General features: G+C 38.2%; 22 protein-coding genes and 1 riboswitch. Of the genes, 12 read left to right on the top strand and 10 right to left on the bottom strand.

Annotated features, from left to right (window positions below):
* Positions 1–44 precede the first annotated feature (44 nt).
* The 3 genes from AKG39_RS04925 to AKG39_RS04915 all read right to left on the bottom strand — a co-directional run bounded on the left by AKG39_RS04925 (position 45) and on the right by AKG39_RS04915 (position 2,544).
* A complete protein-coding gene (locus AKG39_RS04925) occupies positions 45–467 on the bottom strand; it encodes a hypothetical protein (protein WP_050739257.1) in 423 nt (140 codons plus the stop codon).
* The gene (locus AKG39_RS04920) at positions 464–910 is read right to left on the bottom strand and encodes a LytTR family DNA-binding domain-containing protein (RefSeq protein WP_050739256.1); all 447 of its coding nucleotides are present in this window, start codon (positions 908–910) and stop codon (positions 464–466) included. The genes AKG39_RS04925 and AKG39_RS04920 overlap by 4 nt, the downstream gene beginning before the upstream one ends.
* A 173-nt stretch (positions 911–1,083) precedes the next feature.
* On the bottom strand, positions 1,084–2,544 hold the full coding sequence (locus AKG39_RS04915; protein ID WP_050739255.1) for a UDP-N-acetylmuramoyl-L-alanyl-D-glutamate--2,6-diaminopimelate ligase: 1,461 nt from the start codon (positions 2,542–2,544) through the stop codon (positions 1,084–1,086).
* 326 nt (positions 2,545–2,870) lie between these two features.
* Between AKG39_RS04915 and AKG39_RS04910 the strand changes: the two genes are divergently transcribed.
* From AKG39_RS04910 to AKG39_RS19970, 8 genes are all read left to right on the top strand, one after another.
* Positions 2,871–3,509, top strand: coding sequence for a cobalamin B12-binding domain-containing protein (locus AKG39_RS04910; RefSeq protein ID WP_050739254.1), 639 nt, complete (start codon positions 2,871–2,873; stop codon positions 3,507–3,509).
* Between the two features lie 17 nt (positions 3,510–3,526).
* Positions 3,527–4,234 (top strand): GntR family transcriptional regulator, encoded by a 708-nt coding sequence (locus AKG39_RS04905; RefSeq protein WP_050739253.1) that lies wholly within the window; start codon positions 3,527–3,529, stop codon positions 4,232–4,234.
* Positions 4,235–4,948 (top strand): GntR family transcriptional regulator, encoded by a 714-nt coding sequence (locus AKG39_RS04900; protein ID WP_050739252.1) that lies wholly within the window; start codon positions 4,235–4,237, stop codon positions 4,946–4,948.
* 221 nt (positions 4,949–5,169) lie between these two features.
* Positions 5,170–5,973 carry a methyltetrahydrofolate cobalamin methyltransferase gene (locus tag AKG39_RS04895; protein WP_050739251.1) on the top strand — a complete coding sequence of 268 codons (804 nt, stop codon included), beginning with the start codon at positions 5,170–5,172 and terminating at the stop codon, positions 5,971–5,973.
* A gap of 193 nt (positions 5,974–6,166) precedes the next feature.
* Positions 6,167–6,799, top strand: a complete 633-nt coding sequence (locus AKG39_RS04890; RefSeq protein WP_050739250.1) for a corrinoid protein — start codon at positions 6,167–6,169, stop codon at positions 6,797–6,799.
* Positions 6,800–6,988: 189 nt separating this feature from the next.
* Entirely contained in the window at positions 6,989–7,972 is a 984-nt protein-coding gene (locus AKG39_RS04885) for a uroporphyrinogen decarboxylase family protein (RefSeq protein WP_050739249.1), read from the top strand.
* Positions 7,973–8,296: 324 nt separating this feature from the next.
* Complete coding sequence (locus AKG39_RS04880) at positions 8,297–9,367, top strand: uroporphyrinogen decarboxylase family protein (RefSeq protein WP_160316145.1); 1,071 nt, start codon at positions 8,297–8,299, stop codon at positions 9,365–9,367.
* On the top strand, positions 9,354–9,497 hold the full coding sequence (locus AKG39_RS19970) for a hypothetical protein (RefSeq protein WP_160316144.1): 144 nt from the start codon (positions 9,354–9,356) through the stop codon (positions 9,495–9,497). The genes AKG39_RS04880 and AKG39_RS19970 overlap by 14 nt, the downstream gene beginning before the upstream one ends.
* Positions 9,498–9,725: 228 nt before the next feature.
* Here the strand turns inward: AKG39_RS19970 and AKG39_RS04875 are convergent, their stop codons facing one another.
* The gene (locus tag AKG39_RS04875; protein ID WP_050739247.1) at positions 9,726–11,099 is read right to left on the bottom strand and encodes a 4Fe-4S binding protein; all 1,374 of its coding nucleotides are present in this window, start codon (positions 11,097–11,099) and stop codon (positions 9,726–9,728) included.
* Between the two features lie 1,021 nt (positions 11,100–12,120).
* Here AKG39_RS04875 and AKG39_RS04870 point away from each other — a divergent pair.
* The gene (locus AKG39_RS04870; protein ID WP_050739246.1) at positions 12,121–12,969 is read left to right on the top strand and encodes a nitroreductase family protein; all 849 of its coding nucleotides are present in this window, start codon (positions 12,121–12,123) and stop codon (positions 12,967–12,969) included.
* A 6-nt stretch (positions 12,970–12,975) separates the two neighbouring features.
* On the opposite strand, the gene AKG39_RS20845 is transcribed toward AKG39_RS04870, so the two are convergent.
* The 3 genes from AKG39_RS20845 to AKG39_RS19965 form a co-directional block, all read right to left on the bottom strand.
* Positions 12,976–13,476 carry a LytTR family DNA-binding domain-containing protein gene (locus AKG39_RS20845; protein WP_050739245.1) on the bottom strand — a complete coding sequence of 167 codons (501 nt, stop codon included), beginning with the start codon at positions 13,474–13,476 and terminating at the stop codon, positions 12,976–12,978.
* 67 nt (positions 13,477–13,543) lie between these two features.
* Positions 13,544–14,338 carry an alpha/beta fold hydrolase gene (locus AKG39_RS04860; protein WP_242852556.1) on the bottom strand — a complete coding sequence of 265 codons (795 nt, stop codon included), beginning with the start codon at positions 14,336–14,338 and terminating at the stop codon, positions 13,544–13,546.
* Positions 14,339–14,401: 63 nt separating this feature from the next.
* On the bottom strand, positions 14,402–14,566 hold the full coding sequence (locus AKG39_RS19965; protein ID WP_160316143.1) for a hypothetical protein: 165 nt from the start codon (positions 14,564–14,566) through the stop codon (positions 14,402–14,404).
* A 220-nt stretch (positions 14,567–14,786) separates the two neighbouring features.
* On the opposite strand from AKG39_RS19965, the gene AKG39_RS04855 reads away from it, so the two are divergent.
* From AKG39_RS04855 to AKG39_RS04845, 3 genes are all read left to right on the top strand, one after another.
* Positions 14,787–15,803, top strand: coding sequence for a DUF2804 domain-containing protein (locus AKG39_RS04855; protein ID WP_050739243.1), 1,017 nt, complete (start codon positions 14,787–14,789; stop codon positions 15,801–15,803).
* Between the two features lie 52 nt (positions 15,804–15,855).
* Positions 15,856–16,158: a hypothetical protein gene (locus tag AKG39_RS04850; RefSeq protein WP_050739242.1), complete on the top strand. Its 303-nt coding sequence runs from the start codon at positions 15,856–15,858 to the stop codon at positions 16,156–16,158.
* A 149-nt stretch (positions 16,159–16,307) separates the two neighbouring features.
* The gene (locus AKG39_RS04845) at positions 16,308–17,243 is read left to right on the top strand and encodes a tRNA dihydrouridine synthase (protein ID WP_050739241.1); all 936 of its coding nucleotides are present in this window, start codon (positions 16,308–16,310) and stop codon (positions 17,241–17,243) included.
* A gap of 183 nt (positions 17,244–17,426) precedes the next feature.
* On the opposite strand, the gene AKG39_RS04840 is transcribed toward AKG39_RS04845, so the two are convergent.
* The 3 genes from AKG39_RS04840 to AKG39_RS04830 form a co-directional block, all read right to left on the bottom strand.
* Complete coding sequence (locus AKG39_RS04840; RefSeq protein ID WP_050739240.1) at positions 17,427–17,888, bottom strand: EutP/PduV family microcompartment system protein; 462 nt, start codon at positions 17,886–17,888, stop codon at positions 17,427–17,429.
* Between the two features lie 298 nt (positions 17,889–18,186).
* Positions 18,187–18,372: riboswitch (cobalamin riboswitch) on the bottom strand.
* Between the two features lie 127 nt (positions 18,373–18,499).
* On the bottom strand, positions 18,500–19,318 hold the full coding sequence (locus AKG39_RS04835; RefSeq protein ID WP_050739239.1) for an ion transporter: 819 nt from the start codon (positions 19,316–19,318) through the stop codon (positions 18,500–18,502).
* Positions 19,319–19,477: 159 nt separating this feature from the next.
* A complete protein-coding gene (locus AKG39_RS04830; protein WP_050739238.1) occupies positions 19,478–20,116 on the bottom strand; it encodes an MBL fold metallo-hydrolase in 639 nt (212 codons plus the stop codon).
* Positions 20,117–20,202: the final 86 nt, after the last annotated feature.

Below are 20,202 nucleotides of genomic sequence, written 5' to 3'. Positions count from 1 at the left end.
TTTTCAGGAGATTTTCAGGAGATTTTCAATTAAAGGCATGTGTGTTAGTTAGTTTTAATTTTTACTAAATCATTCAGTTCCTCAGCTTTTTTTTTAGCATCCGTCTTTGCATACACATGAAATGCAATCGTGTGTAATATGATTGAAAGAATCACCATCCCTGGAATCCATGGTGCAATTAAAGAAACCATCTCTGAAGAGAACAGCCAAACAGCGGTTAATCCTCCAGCAATATTCAATATTGAAGCAATCAGAATATTGCTGATTGGTTTTAATGTAAGATAGTTCCACAAACCGCTATAAATCACACCGAATAGAAGTGCCGAAATAGTCGAAATCCCAATTAAGTTCCATAGATAACTCAAGGCAATGGTTTGTCCGTTGAAAAAAATAGTAAGTAGCAGTGTTATCCATACCGATGTAACTGCGAATACCTGAAAGAATGATTGTCTTAAATCTTTTATCATGATAAAGCCCTCCTAAAATTTTTAATGTAGTGTCTACTAATAAAATACGTGGAACCGTCACTTAAGATTATTTCGATTCTGGCGTTAGCAGTAGGTGCAAATTGCTGTACTTCTTTGATATTGACAATCATTTGATTGTTTATCCGTATGAAGCCATTGCTGCAGAAATCTACTTCCGCGTATTTAAGCCGTTTCATATATAAATACATCTCACCTGTCGTTAATCGTAAATTGCACATTCGTTCCTCAGATTCTACAATAAGGATTGCCTGGATCGGCACCTGGATATTCCGGTTATTCAATGCATTCAGTGCCGTTATTGTTTTCCCATTCGTTTGTACCGCAATTTCTATCTGTTGTTTTATCCTCTGTTCGTTTGGATGCGTAAAAATAAGCGCGGTCTCTGCCGCCATGTTTTTATCTGTTTTAAATATAAGTTTCATTCGTTTCCCTCCTATACCTTATATACTATAATATTTTTTCATCAAAAACCAGGTTTTTTCGTTTTGATGCATTTTTGGTGCAGTTTCCTGCAAAAGAAGATAGGGGAGACACGTTAAAAAAAGCTAAGTTCTATTTAAGCGGAAAGTAACATGACGACGGTCTTTTACCTTCGTCACTTTGGAAGTTCACAGATTGACTTTTGTATGATATCTTTTTCATTAAAGTACAAAACTTGGTTGCCTATTATTTGTCGCAGTTCATGACCTTTGCCAGTTATCAATATGGTATCATCCTGTTTGTTTTTTAATATGGCATAGCGAATGGCAAGGGCGCGATCCAGAATTTCTATGTATGAGGTATCTGCACTGAACCCTTTTTTTATATCATCAATTATTTTTTGGGGATCTTCCGATCGGCAATTATCTGTTGTCAAAACACATAAGTCGCTATAGTGTGCAGCAATCTTTCCCATCACACTTCTTTTGGAAGGATCTCTTTCTCCAACGCAACCAAACACAATAATGATTCTTCCTTTGGCAAACTCACGAACCGTATCAAGGAGATTTTCAAAACCATCCGGGGTATGGGCATAATCGATGATGACATCGAAGTTTCGGTAAGTAGGAACAATCTCAAACCTGCCGGGGATAGACTTAATTGCTTCTAATCCTTTTTTTATTTTGTTTAAATCAATACCCATAGCGAAGGCACAGGCAGCTGCTGCCAGGCAATTATAAATGTTGTACCGCCCTGGAAAATCTATTTGTATTCTTATTTTCCCTGTCGGTGTAACAATTGTAAATTGGCTGCCACTGTGATTTAGAATAATATCATCGGCAGTGATATCCCCCTTTGTTTTGATAGCATAGGTTACCAGCCCATTTTTTCTGTTTATGAGATCTTTTACTAACCGATTGCCGAAAGGATCATCGTTGTTTATGATGTTAAAACGATCTGTCATTAGAAAGAGCTGTCTTTTGACCTGGTAATAGACTTCCATGGTTTTATGAAAATCCAAATGTTCATGGGTTAAATTGGTGAAAATGCCGATATTAAAGTCACAATCATTGATTCTTTTGAGTTTTATAGCATGAGAAGAAACTTCCATAATACAAACTTCGACTTCTGCCTCAACCATAGAATTAAAAAGCCCATGCAACTCCAAAGATTCAGGGGTTGTGTGGGTAGTAGGAACTAATTTATTGTTAACGACAACGCCGATTGTTCCGATTAATCCAATATTTTTTATGCCGGTACTTAATATCGATTGAATAAAATAACTGGTCGTAGTCTTGCCATTTGTGCCGGTTACGCCGATTAATTCCAGCTTTTCGGAAGGGTTCCCATAAAAAGCGGAAGACAAAGCACTGAGCGCCACTCTTGTATCCTTAACTCTAACAATAACAACATTTTCTATTATCTCAATGTTTTTTGTCACAAAAATAACTTCTGCGCCTCTGGCAAGTGCATCGCTTATGTAGTTATGTCCATCGGTTATCAGACCTTCGATTGCAACAAAAATATAACCTTTTCCGACAGCCTTTGAATTATATGCAATGCCCCTGATTTCCATATCAGGACTTCCTTTTATTTCAATGACATCCACTTTCTCTACAAGGTTTAATAGTTTCATCTAGTCCACCTTCCATGTTTAACGCTTAATTTTAAAAAACAATATGTAATGAAATTTCATAAATATTTTTGAATTGTCAACACTTTAATTTCAGATTTTTAAATATACCGTTTATTTTTATTATTACAGTCCACTATAATTTATCTATACCCCAAAATGCTGACAATATTTATAAAATATGATTGTGCATTCCATGGGGACGTTTCGTTTGTCATAAAAATATTGAAAGTCTCTTTTGCATAAAAATTCGATCGAAATAAGAAATATTTGTAAGATTGGTTTATATTTGCTATACTGTGATAAATAATAGAAACTGAGGAATTTTCATGAAAGATTTACTGATTCAGGCAGTGAAAGATGTGAATGAGAAAGATGTTCTCATGCTGGTGGATCAAGCCTTTGCATCGGGATTATCTGCCAAGGATATTACTGAATGCATTAAAACAGGCATGGATTATGTTGGAAAAGAGTATGAAACAGGGAATTACTTTATTGCTGATTTAATGATGTCCGGAATTATTTTTAAGGAAATTCTGACCCAGGAACGAATGCAGCCTTTTAAAGAATTTGAAAATCAGAATAATATCGGTACAATCCTGATTGGAACTGTAAAAGGGGATCTTCATGATATCGGAAAGGATCTTTTCTCGAGTCTTGCCCAATCCTGCGGTTATCATGTTATTGATTTAGGAGTTGATGTCCATCCCCAAACATTTGTTGACAACATCATAAAACTAAAACCCGATGTTCTTGCACTGAGTGTTGTTTTACACACTGCAATCCGAAGTATGAAAGATACCGTTGATTTAATCGAAAAACATGATTTAAGAAAAAACTTGAAAATTATCATTGGGGGAAATCCATTGACAAAGGAGACCTTTAATTTTGTTGGCGCTGATGCTTTTAGCCGGGATGCTACCGAAGGGATCGAGATTATTCAGGCTTGGACCAGGGAGAAAAAATAAAAAGAAGGAGACAATTCATGGCAATACCTGTATACCAAAAAATTTCGGATGACATCCGAACACAAATTACCCATGGATTTATCTCAGCAAACAACGCGCTCCCTTCTGAAAATACATTATCCAGTCAATACAATGTGAGCCGGATGACTGTGAGAAAGGCACTCAATGTCCTTGTCAATGAGAAATATCTGTACTCTGTTCCGGGAAAGGGTTATTTCGCAAAAAAAATAGCCACGGATAAATATTTGTTTACCTTTGACGAACTTGAAGTTATAAAAGGAAAAAACAAAGAAAGCCGCTTGATGGAAGTTGATATTATCAAACCAAATGCGGAACTTATCTACCAGCTAAACATCTCTCCGGACAAAAGGGTTGTTGTTATCAAACATTTACTCTACAGTAATAAAAAATTGGCAGCCTACGATATCAAATACATTCCTTATTTTACAGGTATTCCGATTGTCGAAAAAGAAATTAATTATATAACTTTTCCGGAAATCATAGCAAATCGTACATCAATGTTTGATATTCATCGAAAAATTTCAATTCGAATGGATATGCCATCAAATGAAATAAGCACCTTGCTTAAAATAAATACCCACGATCCGGTATTTATTATTGAACAGAAAATATTAGATCAGGAGGGTTCTCCAATTGGTTGGGGACAGCTTTACTGCCATTATCAAAATTGTCTTATCGAAGGAGATTCTGTAATAGGTGAATAAATGAAACAACAAATTTACCAAGTGATTCAAGAGGATGTAATCAAAAAAATAAAAAGCAATACCTTAAAACCCGGAGACAAACTCCCTACGGAATCCGAATTTTGTCAGATTTATGATACGAGTAAATCATCAGTGAAAAAAGCATTAAATGAGTTAGTGAATAAAGGCTATCTTTATGCGATTCAACGCGTGGGTTATTATGTTAATGTCTCGAAACATAATAAATACTTACTCTCATTCAATCCCACTGAATTAGTGTATATGGGGGAGAAACGAGACCAAATTAGAATCGAACAGCTCACTGTTTTTAACTTTGCACCTCCAATCTCGGAAACAGATCCGAAAACAGCCAAAACATTTTGTCTTTCGCAACTGATTTATATGGGGAATATACCCGCGGCGCTAACACTTTATAAACTATTTTATCGAAAAGAGCTTTCCTCAAAAAAACAGGCAAAGTATTCTGATCCAGATCAACTAACAGAAATATTAGAAGCTTTCACCCGAAATCGCAAACTTAAAATTTTTGGTGAAGAAGCGTCTTCTTTTGTTGCCGAAAATTTAAAAATTCCACTTCTTACACCAATACTGGCAGTCGAGGAATCCTATTATGATCAATACGAAAAACTTATCGGGAAAATAACGGTTTATTACCGAAAAGAATATATGCAGCTTAGCGGCGTATCAAATAAAAGCTTTCTCAAGCAATTGTGAAACGATCTTAAAGTCAGTAAGGTCTTAAAATAAATATTTAAATACTGTTGACATTTCGTAAATATGGTGATAATATCAAATCAAGAAAAATATGTAGCGATGCATTATTTTTTTATAGAGTCTGGTGTATACAAGTAGCACCCAAAACAGTGTTTAGAATCAATTTTATGGATATACATTATGTAAAACAGCTTTTAGAAAAAAAACTTGGAGGTTAGAATATGATTATAATCGGAGAAAAAATTAATGGAGCGATTCCATCTGTCGCAAAAGCCATTGCAGAAAGGAATGCTGATTTCATAAGAAATCTTGCGAAAATTCAGACTGAAGCTGGTGTCAATTTCATTGATGTCTGTGCTTCAGTGGACGATGATATTGAACTGGAAACCATGAAGTGGCTCATTGACCTGGTACAGGAAGTGACAGAAATCCCCATTGCAGTAGACAGCCCCAACGTGTACACCTGCATCGAATCCATGAACTACTGTAACAAACCTGGACTGTTCAATTCTGTGTCTTTGGAAGGTGATAAAATTGAAGCTGCATTTAAAGCAATCGCTGATACCCCATGGGAATGCGTTGCGCTGCTAAACAGTGACAAGGGCATTCCCAAGACTGCCAAAGACCGTTTGGACGTATTTTCGGACCTGATGGCAAAGGTGCAGGAATATAAAATCAATCCATCCCGAATGCACATCGACCCATTAATTGAAATGCTCTGCACATCCGAAGAAGGGATCAGCATGGTCACTGAAGTGATCCGGGAAATAAAAACACAGTATCCGACCATCCATGTCACCGGGGCAGTAAGTAATATTTCCTTTAACCTGCCAGTGCGTAAAATGGTCAATATGGGTTTTACTGTTTTAGCTATGAATGCCGGCATGGACAGTGCCATTCTGGATCCAACCAACCGTGATCTGATGGGCATCATCTTTGCCACTGAAGCTCTGCTGGGCGACGACGAATACTGTATGGAATACATCGGTGCCTATCGAGATGGCATCTTTGGCAACATAAAATAAAACAACCATGATCCCGAGATGTCCGCCTAAGACATTACAAAATTATTTATATCAACAAACATCACTCCCTAAAATAACACTGAACAATATAAGACATTGATAATAAATATTGACTGAATAAATTAAATAATCAATCAATTTATAGTATATCCGTAAATTGTCTGAATAAATAAATAATTTGGAGGAAGAAAACATGACTAAAATTGAAGAAGTAAAAGCCAAGGTAGAAGCAGGAAAATCCAAACTCGTTCCGGGTCTGGTACTGGAAGCACTGGATGCCGGGAATAATCCCCAGGATATTCTGGATGCCATGATTGAATCCATGGGCGTTGTCGGAGAAAAATTCTCCAGCGGAGAAATTTTTGTCCCGGAAATGCTCATCGCCGCCAAAGCCATGTCAAAGGGCGTGGATGTTTTGAAACCCCACCTGGCCGGAGACGGTTCCTCTAAATTGGGCACCTGCGTCATCGGCACTGTTGCCGGGGATTTACATGATATCGGCAAAAATCTGGTATCACTGATGATCGAAAGTGCCGGATTTGACATGGTTGACCTTGGGGTTGACGTACCGGCGGATACTTTTGTTCAGGCCATTAAAGATAACGACAACGTAAAAATTGTAGCCTGCTCGGGTCTACTGACCTCCACCATGCCAGCCATGAAAGAAGCTGTTGCCGCCATTAAAGCCAGCGGTTTAACCGGATTCAAGGTTATAGTGGGGGGGGCACCGGTAACACCGGAATATGCAGCCGAAATTGGCGCCGATGGATTTGCTCCCGATGCCGGGACAGCGGCAGTGGAAGCCAAAGAACTGGCAACCGCGTAATCCAGCCAACCCACTAACAAGAACTTCGACGAACCCCGCAGTCTGTTGAGGTCAAACAATTTACCATTCCAGGTCGGATACACTTGCTGTTAGTGCAAAATCATTTTGCACTAACAGCAAGACATAAAGATTGAATATTAATGAATTCGCAACAAATATAAACGAATAAAAATCTAAGGAGGAACAATTATGTTAACGAAAAGACAGAATTTAATGGAAACGATTAAAGGTGGAAATCCCGATCGTTTTGTGAATCAATATGAATTTATGGATATCATTTTGGAAGCCCCAATGGATCTACCCCTGGCCCCAGGTCCAGGCACAAGAGTCAAAAATAAATGGGGTATCACCTTCGATTGGCCCGCAGATCAAATCGGTTCTTTTCCCATGCATGATGAGGAACACAAGGCACTGAAAGATATTTTAAATTGGAAAGAAAGCGTAAAAGCTCCCACTGTTTTTTATACCGATGAAGAATGGGCTGCAGCAGAAGCGCATGCTAATTCGGTGGACCGCAATGACAAATTTGTAACTGCTTTTTGTGCCCCTGGGATTTTTGAAATGACCCATCATCTCATGAGTATGGAAGACGCATTGATGGCCCTCTATGAAGAACCTGAAGCCATGAAAGAATTGATTGATTATATTGTTGAGTATGAGCTGGCATATGCAGCGGAAGTGGTTAAGCACATTCATCCGGATGCTTTATTCCATCATGACGACTGGGGCAGCCAACGTTCATCCTTCATCTCACCGGCAATGTTCGACGAGTTTATTCTGCCGGCTTACAAAAAAGTATATGGATACTGGAAGGCCAATGGCGTCGAATTGATTGTTCACCACAGCGACAGCTATGCCGCCAATCTGGTTCCGGAAATGATTGAAATGGGTATCGATATCTGGCAGGGTGTTATGACCACCAACAATGTGCCTGAACTCATCAAACAATATGGCGGAAAGATTACATTTATGGGAGATATTGACAGCGGCCGAGTCGATTTCCCCGGCTGGACTCGAGAACGCATTTACGAAGACACAAAAAAGGCCTGTGAAGAATGCGGTAAGCTTTATTTCATCCCATGTTTAAGTCAAGGGTTGAACATCAGCTCATTCCCAGGTGTTTATGAAGCAACCAGTGAAATCATCGACGAGCTCAGCAAAGAAATGTTCTAATTAAGTAATTAAAGACATGTATTAAGCTTTATTTCGACATGAACCTCATCAGGTGAACCGTTGGAATAGAGCTTAATTTTTAAGTTAATCACAAAAACATCTCAAGCTTCATGATCGTACCTGGATGACTGAAAAAACTCAGAAATATAACGGATAAATTTTTGGTATTGATAAGAATAGTTGAATCCTTTGTGTTATAATCATGAAAAACATACGAAGGGGTTCAGTATGTATTCTTTAAAAGAAGAACTTTATACACAAAGACTAAATCGTTTCAATCTTGCTTTCAAGAGACAAATACCTGATCGGGTGCCAATTTTATTTATGTCTGAAATGTGGCCGGTTCATCATTGCGGATTATCTTCAAGTGAAGTTTTAAAGAATCCACTTCTTTTTTTCGATGCCTTTAAAAAAACATTTTCTGAAATTTATATCGATGGATTATATAGTCTCGGCAATCTTTGGATCGAATCGCTTTTTAACACACTCAATAACACCGGAAGTTATGTGCTGTCCGATGGAATCGTTAATTATGAAGAACGTAACAGCTGTTATATGGACGTTTCGGACTATTACGCTCTAATTAAAGATCCGCTGAAATTTATGCTAAACGAGTTTTTTCCAAAGAAATTTGAGATTCTGAGTTATGGGGACACCCGGTCAGCCCAGGCACTCAATCAGGCGTTCCAGGCTTATCGTGATCATCGTCAGAAGAGTATGTATTTGTTTGAACAAACTGAAAACGTTTTAGGTATCCCTGTTTTAGCACGAACAGTCGCTTCCTTCGGACCGGATATTCTCCATGAATTTTTCAGGGGTTTTCAGGGGGTGGTCACCGATATTAACCGTTGTCCTCAGCTCTTTTTAGAAGCATCATCGGTGCTCACTTCATGTATCACTGAAATGAAAATGAAAATTTATAATACTCCAGAAGATGGACATATTGTGATGATACCACTACATCTTGGAACCTTCCTAAAGCCGAAAGATTTTGAAAAGTTTTATCTGCCTTTTCTGATTCAGGTTTTGGAATTATATACACGTGCTGATTATACGGTTTGTCTTTTTTTGGAAAATGACTGGACACCCTATCTGGAATATTTTGAATCCTTTCCCAAAGGGAGAATTTTAGGTATCTTCGAATATGGGAATCTGCATGAAATAAAAAAACGTGTCGGTAATTATCTTTGTGTCGCCGGTGGAATGCCGATTTCCCAGCTGGCCTATGGCACAAAACAGCAATGCATTGATACGGCTAAACGAGTTATTGATGAATGTGCTCCCGGAGGAGGCTTTATCTTTACAACAGATAAATTAATGCTTTCGCTTAATGACGGCCGTTTTGAAAACATTCGGGCGGCTCATGAATTTGTCCATGAATATGGAAAATATTGAGGTTATGATGGAAGAGAAAAAAACGGTTGAAATGCTGTTTGATGATTTGAAAAAATCCCACGAAGAAGAATTTGGCGAAGAAGAAATGGAGATTATTATTGATGAAATGATTCTTTCCATGCTATTTTAAATGAATGATTTAAAATAGTTGGTTAGAGTCGGTTGTAAAGGAATAATTGTTCAATATTATTGATGTTGACCGATTATCCAACTTTCTTTTCTATGGCTGCTTTCATTTGCACTGCATTGGTGCAGGTTCAGCTAACCTTATGATTGAATGCAAAAGAACCTCATTTTCAAATTGAAAATGAGGTTCTTTTCATGTTTGCGTAAAATAAAAAACTTACTCAGCTTAATCTTACTGCAATGAATCTTTGATCTGCTGAAACTCATAGCCGGGTGAAACCGCTGAAATTTCTTTTAAGAGGGTTTGGGCTGGAACGGATTCCGGAATTTTGAAAAGCGCATAGAAGGCTGCCGAATCCATGCTCAGGGTATCCATGGCTTCTTGGATGCTCATAGAACCTTTAATGCCACTGACATCAATCTTTTCTGAAGACCCTGTATTTTCTAAGGGTACCGTCTGGACTGAATCGCTTTCGGTTCCGCCGGCATTTACTTTTGCCTCATCAAATTTATAGTCCGGATATTGTGCGGAAATATTCTTGAACTGGGTAGTCTTGGAAGCGCCTTCCGGAATGCCCAGCTGTTTGTAAACTTCTTCCAGGGTTAAACCGGATAGGGCTGCCGCTTCTTCAATGGTGTTGTAGCCTTTGACTTCATAAATAGGAAGAAGCTGACCTTCTTCAACGGCTTTGGGCAGTACTTCAAAATTGCCGGTTAACTGGGCAATAACAATCGTTCCAAAGAATATGCCGACCACCAGGACTAAAATGACCATGGGATGAACAGTTTTTCTGGCGGTTTTAATTTCAAGGGCACCTTTTTTGGGGCAGGCCAGAACGCATTCGTTGCAGTTGATACATTCAGCATCGGTAATTTTAACCGATTGTTCAATATCAATGTTCACCGGACAGGATTTGTTGCACAATTTGCAGTGGACGCAAAGATCATCATTCCGCTCAATTTTTGTGGGGCTTATTTTGCCAATGATTGCATAGAACGCACCGGCGGGGCACAGATATTTACAGAAGAATCGATCATACAGAAATGAACCGACCATTGTGATAAGCAGCAGTGCGAAACCGATGATCACCAACGGATCTTCTTCAATGGAACCGGCTATTGACCAAATATGGGAATAGGCTGAATACGGATCATAGGCCGACATCCATAGAGATCCATAATACCAGGCCATTCCCAGGGTGAGTAGGAGAACGGCGTATTTGAGATACCGTGCCACGCGATCGACTTTTAGGGGAATGATAAAACGCTTTTTAAATATTTTCTGTCCAATCTTCGCAAATACTTCCTGCAGCGCTCCAAAGGGACAAAGCAATCCGCAAAAACTTCTGCGAAATAGCACGGCCAGTATCACAGTAACAGCCAGTATGACCACTGTTCCAGAATAAATTTTCTTGATAAAACTCCCCGTAAAGAGCAAAGCATACAGGCTTTCTAATGCGCCGTATGGGCACAGTGCATGGATCGAAGGTGCTTTTCCGCCTCCAAGAACCTGATGCATGTAAGATTCATAGGTGATCCATGCCAGGAGACCAACCAAAACCAGCAGTCTGGACCATTTCGCAGCTTTATTCCAGTTAATATTCATATAATACCTCTTTGTCTGATTAATTTTTTAAATGATGGTTCTGAGTGATGAGGTGTTGTATGATGGCCTAGGGTTCCCGATTTGCAGGTAATGATGTTAATAAAATAGCATTTGATTTCATTTTAATTCCTCCTATATTCGTTTTTTCTAATATACTTTAATGGTGGAATTGTATAATTACTATGTGTCATTTGTGTGTCAAACCATAATAATGCAAAGATTTCGGATGTTTTTTTTTGTGCTTTTATTCTTTCATTAGTAGTAATAAAATGATACAATATTTTCAATCAATACGACTGTGCTGGGAACCAGGCTGTACCTATAACGACAGGCTTGCCACTTAAAGATTTCGAAAAATTGTGTAACATGGTTGATTGCCGAAAGAGAGATGGGAACATAAAGGATAAGTGTTGGCTGGAAAAGCAGTCACATGAAAAAGAAAATGCTATTATATAGAAAACATAGAATTGAAAGATCTAATAAATGACATGAGTCATAAGCTATTTGACCTACTAGCTGTCAGGGTGTGGTGAAGCTCCTGAAAAGCATCAATTGGGTAATGTCAAATGCCTGTTGAAGATTATTCCAGAAAATAAGCATCCAGGTTGACCGCGCCGGACACTTGACTTTCTAAAATATCCCAGACTTTTAAGGAACAATAAATTCATTTTTGGATCACTTCTTTTTTTCGAGGAAATATGAGGGACGGATCTGAATACAGATTTCTTTCATTAAATTTGACAGAACCGTCCCCCTGACCTAAGTATTCTAAACAAACTGATCGATTAAAATTTGATTGCCATCCGGATCTTCCAACGCTCATATCAAATACCTCCTTTGGTATAATACAAACAATATACCCAAAGATATACCATTACAATCCTATTCCGTTGACATTTCAAGATGATAAAAAAAGGCAAGGTGCCTTTGAAGGAGTAAGCTAAAAAGAACAGAATTTAACATTGGATTGCGCATTTATACTGATAATTTGTCGTTTGTAATATTAAGAGAGGTGATCAAAATGATAAACATTAACTGGGAAGATGTCATCAAAATCAGACGATCTGCAAGAAATTTCCAGATCGTCGAAATTAAAACAGAACAGCTTCAGGCGCTTAAAAACGATATAAGAAGCATTGAGGTCCCCTTTGAACACACTGTTGAATGTCGTTTTTTTAAGGCTAAACCGACGAAGCGATTGTATTTTAGCATGGTTTCGCCTCCAGATAATTTAGCGTTTCTTTCGGAGACGGATGTCGTGTCTGTTTCAAAAACCGGATTTATTGGTGAATTGGCCATTCTTTATGCTCAAAGCCTTGGTATAGCAACCTGCTGGTATGGACATTATAAATTAGAAGAGCTTGAAAAATGTATGCCCCATTTGGAAAAAGAAGAGGATCTTCAAACTGCAAATATGGGGTATGGCTATGCCAAAGGGGAAGTCGAAGGAAGACGTACCATTTGCATTACTCCTTTAGGTTATCACAATGAAAAAGGACTCCGGATGGTGGATCGTATTACAGAAAAATTCATCAGCTATAAACGAAAGCCTCTTGAAGAACTTATGATATCCAGCCAATCAATGGAATTCATATCAGCTTCGGTTAAATATGCTCTTAATTTGGCAAGATTAGCTCCCTCTGCGGCCAATAGCCAGCATTGGCGCTTTGATATTTTAAATGAGGGGAAAAAAATTACGATTGCCATGCCCCAGGGATACAAACATCTGAAATGGGAGCATCCCAATGTTGATATCGGCATCTGTGCAAGCCATTTCTGGCTCGGGCTTAAATTACAGCATTTGAAGCCGAAGATAACCATCACAAGAGAGCATGGAAGAGCAAAATGGACATTTGAACTTGGTGATTAAAAGAAATTAGCAAGTCGTAAATGATTGGTAACGAATTACCCATATAAAAGGAACCGCAAACGATATGCGCACAACAATGTAGTGTCTACTAATAAAATACGTGGAACCGTCACTTAAGATTATTTCGATTCTGGCGTTAGCAGTGGGTGCAAATTGCTGTACTTTTTTGATATTGACGATCATTTGATTGTTTATCCGGATGAAGCTATTGCTGCAGAAATCTGCTTCTGCGTATTTAAGCCGTTTCATATATAAATACATCTCACCTGTCGTTAATCGTAAATTGCACATTCTTTCCACTGATTCTACAATAAGGATTGCCTGGATCGGCACCTGGATATTCCGGTTATTCAATGCATTCAGTGCTGTTATTGTTTTCCCACTAGCAGAGTCAAAAAAAAGCTTCCGCAGATCCGGATTAAACCGGGTCAGCGGAAGCTTTTGAGTATATCCTGTATAGGCGCAATATAACGGGTGGAAGTCCTGAAACGAGGTTAGTAGCACCATAATTCATATTCTATAGGAACGTTTCGTTTGGGACAAAAATTTAGATAAAAATCTGCGAATCAAGTCCTTACAGGCTATCCAGAAATTCATCCATCCGGGCATTAAAAAATTCCGGGTTGTCCTCGTTTGAATTATGGGCGGCAGCGGGAATGATCTGAAGGGGATAGCCTGTTTTTTTTACCCATTCCTGATTGTATTGAGAAACCTTCCCGAAGTTATCAAATTCACCGAGAATCAGCAGTACGGGAAAGTGAAAATCCGTCTCCTTATTTTCCTTGAGAAAACCCGAATAGGCAATCCCCATCAACCGGCAGAGTTCCGCCTTGGAATAAGGAGCGAGCATGGTAATCATGTTGGCATAGGCTTCGGGGGTACGGGTACAGCCTTTGGCTATGGCTTTAACCAGGGTATGATGGGGATAGCATCGAGACATCCACTCCACCTGGCGCAGCCAGAATCGGTCTGATCGCGAATAATAAGAAAGTCCGAAGGGGGTGGTGTCCACACCCACAAAGGCAATCGCTTTTTCAGGGAAATCAACCGCAAATTGCTGACAGACATAGCCTCCCAAAGACTGGCCAATGAGTACTACCTCATGGATACCTTCCTGAATAAGGATTTCATTGAGATCTCGAGCGGCATTATTAAAAGAAAAATCCGTATAGGGACGGGAGAGTCCGTGAAGGGGCACATCCCAAGTAATAACAGTGTAATCCTCTTTAAAATAAGGAACCTGGCGGCCAAAAATCCGGTGGTCGGCGGTGAGACCATGGGTAAATACCAGACATTTCGACCGGGGATCCGAATGCCTGTCAATCCAGTAATGAACGATTCCCTGGGGGGAGGCAATTGTTTTTTCCAATATGATACGACCTTCTTTCTTTACGTTTAATCATTAATCAACATTCCTCAAAATACCGAGAGTCTACAATTTAATATTCAATCGGTTAAAACCGGCGTCATAGGTAAAGCTCACGCTCTTCGCCCGTTTTTTCAGCAGACGGTAACCCTGGACCGCCTGCAGAACCGATCTCCTTTCCTCGACAATGACATGCCCGCAACAAGCGTCACTATCTCGAAAAATACTCATTCAACTCAAATGCTTTATATGTAATTTCATCATATTATAACATTAAAGCAATAATTAATCGACTTCATATCAAACAATCTCAAATAATTTGAATTTAATACCTCTTTTCTATGAATATGGGAATGAATTACCTATGCTTATTGCAATTGAAAAGAAATACTCATATAATAAGAACATCTTAATCATTAGGAGTTGAAAATGAAGCATAGGGAGGCTGCAAATGGAAAATAAACTTGAACAGCGAATAGATCTGCTGGATGGGCAAGGATGTATAACCAATCCCGGATATGCTGTGAAAATGCTGTATAACTATAACAAAGAGAATATTAAAGCCCATCCCTTTGCTCTTAAAGAATGGGACTTTTATCAAATCTATATTGGTAACTATGTTCTTAAAATGACAATCGGCAACATTTCTTATATAGCTAATTTTTCGGCTGAACTTTTTAATGTGGTAACAAAAGAAAGTTACTCATTTTCGAGGATGAAACCCCTGCCATTAAAAAGCATTGAGCTGCCAAACGACCCGGAGCGACCGAGTCTAATTTGTGTTAAGGGCAAAGACTACGCCATGAGCTTTGAAGTGGGAGAGACGCATCGTCACCTAAAGCTAATTGCCAGAGACGGCAAAATTGGAGACATCGCTGTTGATATTGTCCTTAATAATGATGTCAATAATGAAAAGATGGTCATTGCCACACCCTTTGAGAAGAAAACTAAATTTTATTTAAACTGTAAGGAAAATTATTTCGGCGGAAAAGGAACCATTCAATTTGGCCAGAGGCGGGTAGAACTCGATGAGAACAGCACCGCAGTCCTTGATTGGGGCCGAGGTGTATGGCCTTTTTCACAGGAATGGTTTTGGGGCAACGGTTCAGCCGTTATTAAAGGTGGCAACTTTGGGTTCAATATTGGCTGGGGATTTGGTGATTTAAAATACGCATCGGAAAATGTGTTTTTCTGGAACGGAAAATCCTATAAATTAGGCCGGCTTCATACTGAAGTCGATCCGGCTGATTATATGAAACCCTGGAAATTTAGTGATGAAGACGGAAAATTCAAGTTTGTGATGACGCCGATCTATGACAAAGTGACCGATACAAAAATTGCATTTATTCAGATGTACTGTCACCAGTTATTCGGATATTATGACGGATTTGTGATACTGCCGGACGGTGAAAAAATTATCATAACTAAGTTGCTGGCATTCTGTGAACATGCTAAAAATAAATGGTAATGTATCGATCAGATTTTCTCCAGGGATCTATCGCAAAAGGAGGCGTTTTATTATGAAAAAAATATTAGAAAAAGCCAGGGAAGAAGGCTGGACTCCTCTGGATCAAGATCTTTCCTGCGGTAATCGAATTGAATTTATAAAAGACGAAAAAAGAATCGGCGTTACCCTAAATCCAGCCTCTTACCAATTAACGAATATGTCCCCGGGACAATTGAAAATAATAATGAAGGCAGATGCACTATATGCCGATAAAGCTCCGATTACTGAAGCAATTCGAAATCTTTCTTTCGAAGAACAAACAAAATTAATCGGCGTCGAACGGGAATTATTTCTGCTGATTTGTGCAGAAGATTAGAAATTTCATAGAAAGAAGAAATGTCACCAACGGTGCCAGGCCAACTAAATTTATTATTGGCTTATTTGGTTATTGACGATTAATTTAAAATTTACTGTGTTGGAAATTCCAACACAACGGCAACTGCCAGAATAAAGGAGTTATTATCTATGAAATTTTATTTCGCACCGATGGAAGGTTTAACCGGATATATTTACAGGAATGCCCATCATGCCTATTTCAACAATATTGATAAATACTTTACACCTTTCATTGTTGCAAATCAAAGCAAGAGTTTTAAGACAAAGGAATTAAATGATATCTTACCTGAAAATAACCAGGGACTGGTCGTGATTCCGCAATTACTGACCAATAATGCCGAGGATTTTGTTCATACTTCAAAAAAAATAAAACTGCTGGGCTATGATGAGATCAATCTAAATTTAGGCTGTCCTTTTGGAACGGTGGTTTCAAAATATCGAGGATCTGGTTTTCTTTCAAAAAAAGAAGAACTAGATGTATTCTTAAACGAAATTTTTTCTCAATCCATAACCAAAATTTCGCTGAAAACCAGGTTAGGAAAAGACCAACCAGAAGAATTTTATGATTTAATCGAAATATTCAACAAATACCCTTTAGAAGAGCTTATTATTCATCCCAGGATTCAAAAGGATTTTTATAAAAACAAGCCGAATTTGAAAATTTTTAAGGACGCCTTGATTTTAAGTAAAAATCCGGTATGTTATAATGGCGATATTTTTACCCCAGATGATTATAAGGAATTTTTGGATGTTTTCCCCAATGTGGATACGATAATGTTTGGCAGGGGATTATTAGCCAATCCCGGACTGACCGGTGAAATTACAAATCATATTAAGCCTGAAAAAAAATTACTGAAAGACTTTCACGATAAGATTTATGACGATTATAAAAGTGTCCTCTACGGCGATACAAATGTTTTGTATAAAATGAAAGAATTCTGGTTTTATATGATTCCGATTTTTTCTGATCATGCAAAATATGCGAAAAAAATTAAGAAATCAAAAAAAATTTGTGATTATGATGAAGCTGTCACAAGCCTGTTCAATGAACAGACTATTTTATAGCAGATCCCAAGCGAAAAAACTTCCGGCAATTCTGAAATATAAAAAACAGCAACCGCGTTTCAAAGCCTTGTAAGCGATCTCTCAACCCTAACAAACCTATTCAAAAGGCGGCAGAGAAGGGGAAGGCTTATCGGAAACTGCTTATGAACCCTGGATATCGACCAAATAAATATTAACTTAGGATCAGTGCTCAAAAGAAACGTATTTTTGAATTATGGTTTTTAACTCAATGATCCCATCTCCGGTGATAGCACTTATTGGATAAATATTTTCAGGAAGGATACCCGCATAGGTCAGGTAACGATAACTTCGTTTGAGATCACAGTGCCTGTGATCGATCTTGGTGATAACCCCAATCACTGGAATGTTGTAAGTGCAGACAAAATTAGGAGGAACCGAGTTCTGATGATCGGTACTGGAATTGATGAGAATAATCAGCCCCGAGTCACAAGTCACATTGATGGCCTGGGGACGAAAACAAGGTAATTCAACAAATTCACCCGGGGTATCAATAAAATGATCGGAATAAGTGACCTGCTGGGTTTTTCCATAGGCAATAAATTCATTGGTCAGCCGTTGAAATAATGTGGTTTTACCGCAGCCAATCCGTCCAATAAGTGAGATACGGTTTTTATTGTTCGCCATAAAAATTTCTCCTTATACTCACAACATTCGGACACTCATGAAAGACTGGTGAATTTTCCTTAAGGGGCTTCCTTTTTAGCAAATTTTCAATAAGCACTTTAACGGATTTTTTTTTAACGACGATACTTTTCATAGCTTCCTCTTTTCAAGTTATTTTTTTGTTTTTCAAAAAAATAAAAAACCTTTTCAAAAAAAGGTTTCAAATAAAGTGATATACGGTGATACCTTCGATCTCAGGGATCTGAAGTGGGTCATTTCAATATAGTGATCACAATTTTAAGCCTTCTTTGAAGCTTTAAACAGATAGTACTTTTACAAAAATATCCTGACTTGGAGGGACGTTCGGTATACAGCCTTCTCGGTTAACCCAATGACTGAATACGTCCATATACTCCTTACAGTAGCAAAGAAACTGTCGCAGATTTGCACCGCGTTTCTTTTGTAATAGTTTTTTCTAAAACGATCATAAACCAAAATCAATCAACAATCAAGATATTTATGATTTTTTATATTAGGAGACATTGACTAGTAAATTTATTAAATAGAAAAAATCGCTCACATAGAAATTAATTTATTCAGACTGTAGCTTCTATGCATGATTTATGGAGAAATCACAGTTTTCCCCCACATTGATTACAGTATTTTGATTCTTTAGAATGTTTTGAATTACCGCAGACCTTGCATTTTTTTGAGTTTGAATTATTTTTTTCTCTGGTAATATGGGAAATCTCACTGGTGATAATCCCTGTAGGCACAGCGATAATGCTATACCCGACCAGCATCAAAGCACTAGCCAGCAGTTTGCCTAACCCAGTTTGAGGAGAGACATCCCCATAACCCACAGTGGATACGGTAACAACCGCCCAGTACATGGACTCAGGGATGCTGACAAAGCCATTTTCAGGTCCTTCAATGATGTACATCAGGGTACTGACAATAATGATAATAAACAGAAGTGTAAAAAGAAATACGGTTATTTTTGCTTTGCTGGCACGAAGAGCTTTTAACAAAGCCCCCGATTCATCAATGTAACGTGCCATTTTTAACACACTAAACAGGCGAAGAAGACGCAGGACCCGGATAATCGGGAAAAGACTCTCAAATGAAATAAAAAAGCTGAGATAAATCGGAGCGATGGCAATAAAATCGATGATGCCATAAAAACTGAATATGTAATCACGTTTTCTTGGTGTTACAATCAAACGAAGGATATACTCAATAGTAAAGAGGATCAAAAACAAGCTTTGAAAAAGAGTAATCACAGCCCCATATGAGGCGTGGATAGTTTCGACACTATCGATAATAATTAGAAAACAACTGATCGAAATAGCGATGATCAGGATGGTGTCAAATAAACGGCCAAGCCGTGTATCAGTGCCATTGATGATCCGATTTAATTTATCTTTCCAATCTTTATTAACAGGGCGCATCAAAACTCTCCTATCCCATTTCAGGAATTTTTTTTTAGAAGTTGATTGTTAATAAATAATCAACTTATTATCTGCTCAATTATAGCATAAATTGGGTAGTAATAATGAAACAAATGGCGACTGCTGCATAAACTTTGCGGTCAATTTCCATTCGTTTCTTTAAAATTTATTAAGAAATTCCTCGGATGCTACACCTCTTTGGACAGGCATGCCGTGTGAAGGACAAATCCAATCGTAATTCAGATTTTTTAAAATCGAAATCGATTTTTTCGCTTCTTCATGATGCCAGCTCATAAATCGAGGCAGAAGGTCAAATTTTCCATTCACAACCCTGAACAGATCACCAATAAATAAAACATTCCGGTATAATATAATCGAATGGCCAGGAGTATGACCGGGGGCATGAATCACTTGAATTTCTCCAAAGGATTGATTCTCATTATAGGTGTGAGAAATAATAGGTTTAGGAGGGCGCATGATGGTTGAAATGATACCTTTTAATCCGGGGCGGTTTTTCTCTCCATTTATGTAGGGGACATCTTCTTTAGGTGCCCAAAGTTCAGCTTGAGTTGCCTCCTGCAGTTGTATCGCATTGCCGATATGGTCGATATCATGATGGGTTAACAATATTTTTTTGATGGTTTTAATGGGTATATTGAGTCTTTCGATCTCCGTTATAATTTTGTTCTTCTGTCCTGGCATACCGGTATCAATTAAAACACTGTCATTTGATTTGATTAAAAATATATGACTGCCTTCTGAGCAATCAAGTTGATAGACATTTTCAATTATTTCCATAGTATCGCACCTTTCCTCTTAGTATGATTTCAGCTATCCATAACTCCAAAGGTTATTCAACTATTTTGTTTCATCCCCTGTATATA

Origin of the sequence: Acetobacterium bakii (genome assembly GCF_001263355.1) — a bacterium.
In the GTDB taxonomy this organism is placed as follows: domain Bacteria; phylum Bacillota; class Clostridia; order Eubacteriales; family Eubacteriaceae; genus Acetobacterium; species Acetobacterium bakii.
This window is presented reverse-complemented; position numbering and strand designations above follow the sequence as displayed.

Coding starts and splice junctions, on each gene's coding strand:
- AKG39_RS04910 (WP_050739254.1), top strand. CDS start 2,871: ATGAAAGATTTACTGATTCAGGCAGTGAAAGATGTGAATGAGAAAGAT.
- AKG39_RS04845 (WP_050739241.1), top strand. CDS start 16,308: ATGAAATTTTATTTCGCACCGATGGAAGGTTTAACCGGATATATTTAC.
- AKG39_RS04880 (WP_160316145.1), top strand. CDS start 8,297: ATGTCTGAAATGTGGCCGGTTCATCATTGCGGATTATCTTCAAGTGAA.
- AKG39_RS19965 (WP_160316143.1), bottom strand. CDS start 14,566: ATGAGTATTTTTCGAGATAGTGACGCTTGTTGCGGGCATGTCATTGTC.
- AKG39_RS04855 (WP_050739243.1), top strand. CDS start 14,787: ATGGAAAATAAACTTGAACAGCGAATAGATCTGCTGGATGGGCAAGGA.
- AKG39_RS04915 (WP_050739255.1), bottom strand. CDS start 2,544: ATGAAACTATTAAACCTTGTAGAGAAAGTGGATGTCATTGAAATAAAA.
- AKG39_RS04830 (WP_050739238.1), bottom strand. CDS start 20,116: ATGGAAATAATTGAAAATGTCTATCAACTTGATTGCTCAGAAGGCAGT.
- AKG39_RS04900 (WP_050739252.1), top strand. CDS start 4,235: ATGAAACAACAAATTTACCAAGTGATTCAAGAGGATGTAATCAAAAAA.
- AKG39_RS20845 (WP_050739245.1), bottom strand. CDS start 13,476: ATGGTGCTACTAACCTCGTTTCAGGACTTCCACCCGTTATATTGCGCC.
- AKG39_RS04840 (WP_050739240.1), bottom strand. CDS start 17,888: ATGGCGAACAATAAAAACCGTATCTCACTTATTGGACGGATTGGCTGC.
- AKG39_RS04835 (WP_050739239.1), bottom strand. CDS start 19,318: ATGCGCCCTGTTAATAAAGATTGGAAAGATAAATTAAATCGGATCATC.
- AKG39_RS04890 (WP_050739250.1), top strand. CDS start 6,167: ATGACTAAAATTGAAGAAGTAAAAGCCAAGGTAGAAGCAGGAAAATCC.
- AKG39_RS04870 (WP_050739246.1), top strand. CDS start 12,121: ATGATAAACATTAACTGGGAAGATGTCATCAAAATCAGACGATCTGCA.
- AKG39_RS04925 (WP_050739257.1), bottom strand. CDS start 467: ATGATAAAAGATTTAAGACAATCATTCTTTCAGGTATTCGCAGTTACA.
- AKG39_RS04885 (WP_050739249.1), top strand. CDS start 6,989: ATGTTAACGAAAAGACAGAATTTAATGGAAACGATTAAAGGTGGAAAT.
- AKG39_RS04895 (WP_050739251.1), top strand. CDS start 5,170: ATGATTATAATCGGAGAAAAAATTAATGGAGCGATTCCATCTGTCGCA.
- AKG39_RS19970 (WP_160316144.1), top strand. CDS start 9,354: ATGGAAAATATTGAGGTTATGATGGAAGAGAAAAAAACGGTTGAAATG.
- AKG39_RS04850 (WP_050739242.1), top strand. CDS start 15,856: ATGAAAAAAATATTAGAAAAAGCCAGGGAAGAAGGCTGGACTCCTCTG.
- AKG39_RS04920 (WP_050739256.1), bottom strand. CDS start 910: ATGAAACTTATATTTAAAACAGATAAAAACATGGCGGCAGAGACCGCG.
- AKG39_RS04875 (WP_050739247.1), bottom strand. CDS start 11,099: ATGAATATTAACTGGAATAAAGCTGCGAAATGGTCCAGACTGCTGGTT.
- AKG39_RS04905 (WP_050739253.1), top strand. CDS start 3,527: ATGGCAATACCTGTATACCAAAAAATTTCGGATGACATCCGAACACAA.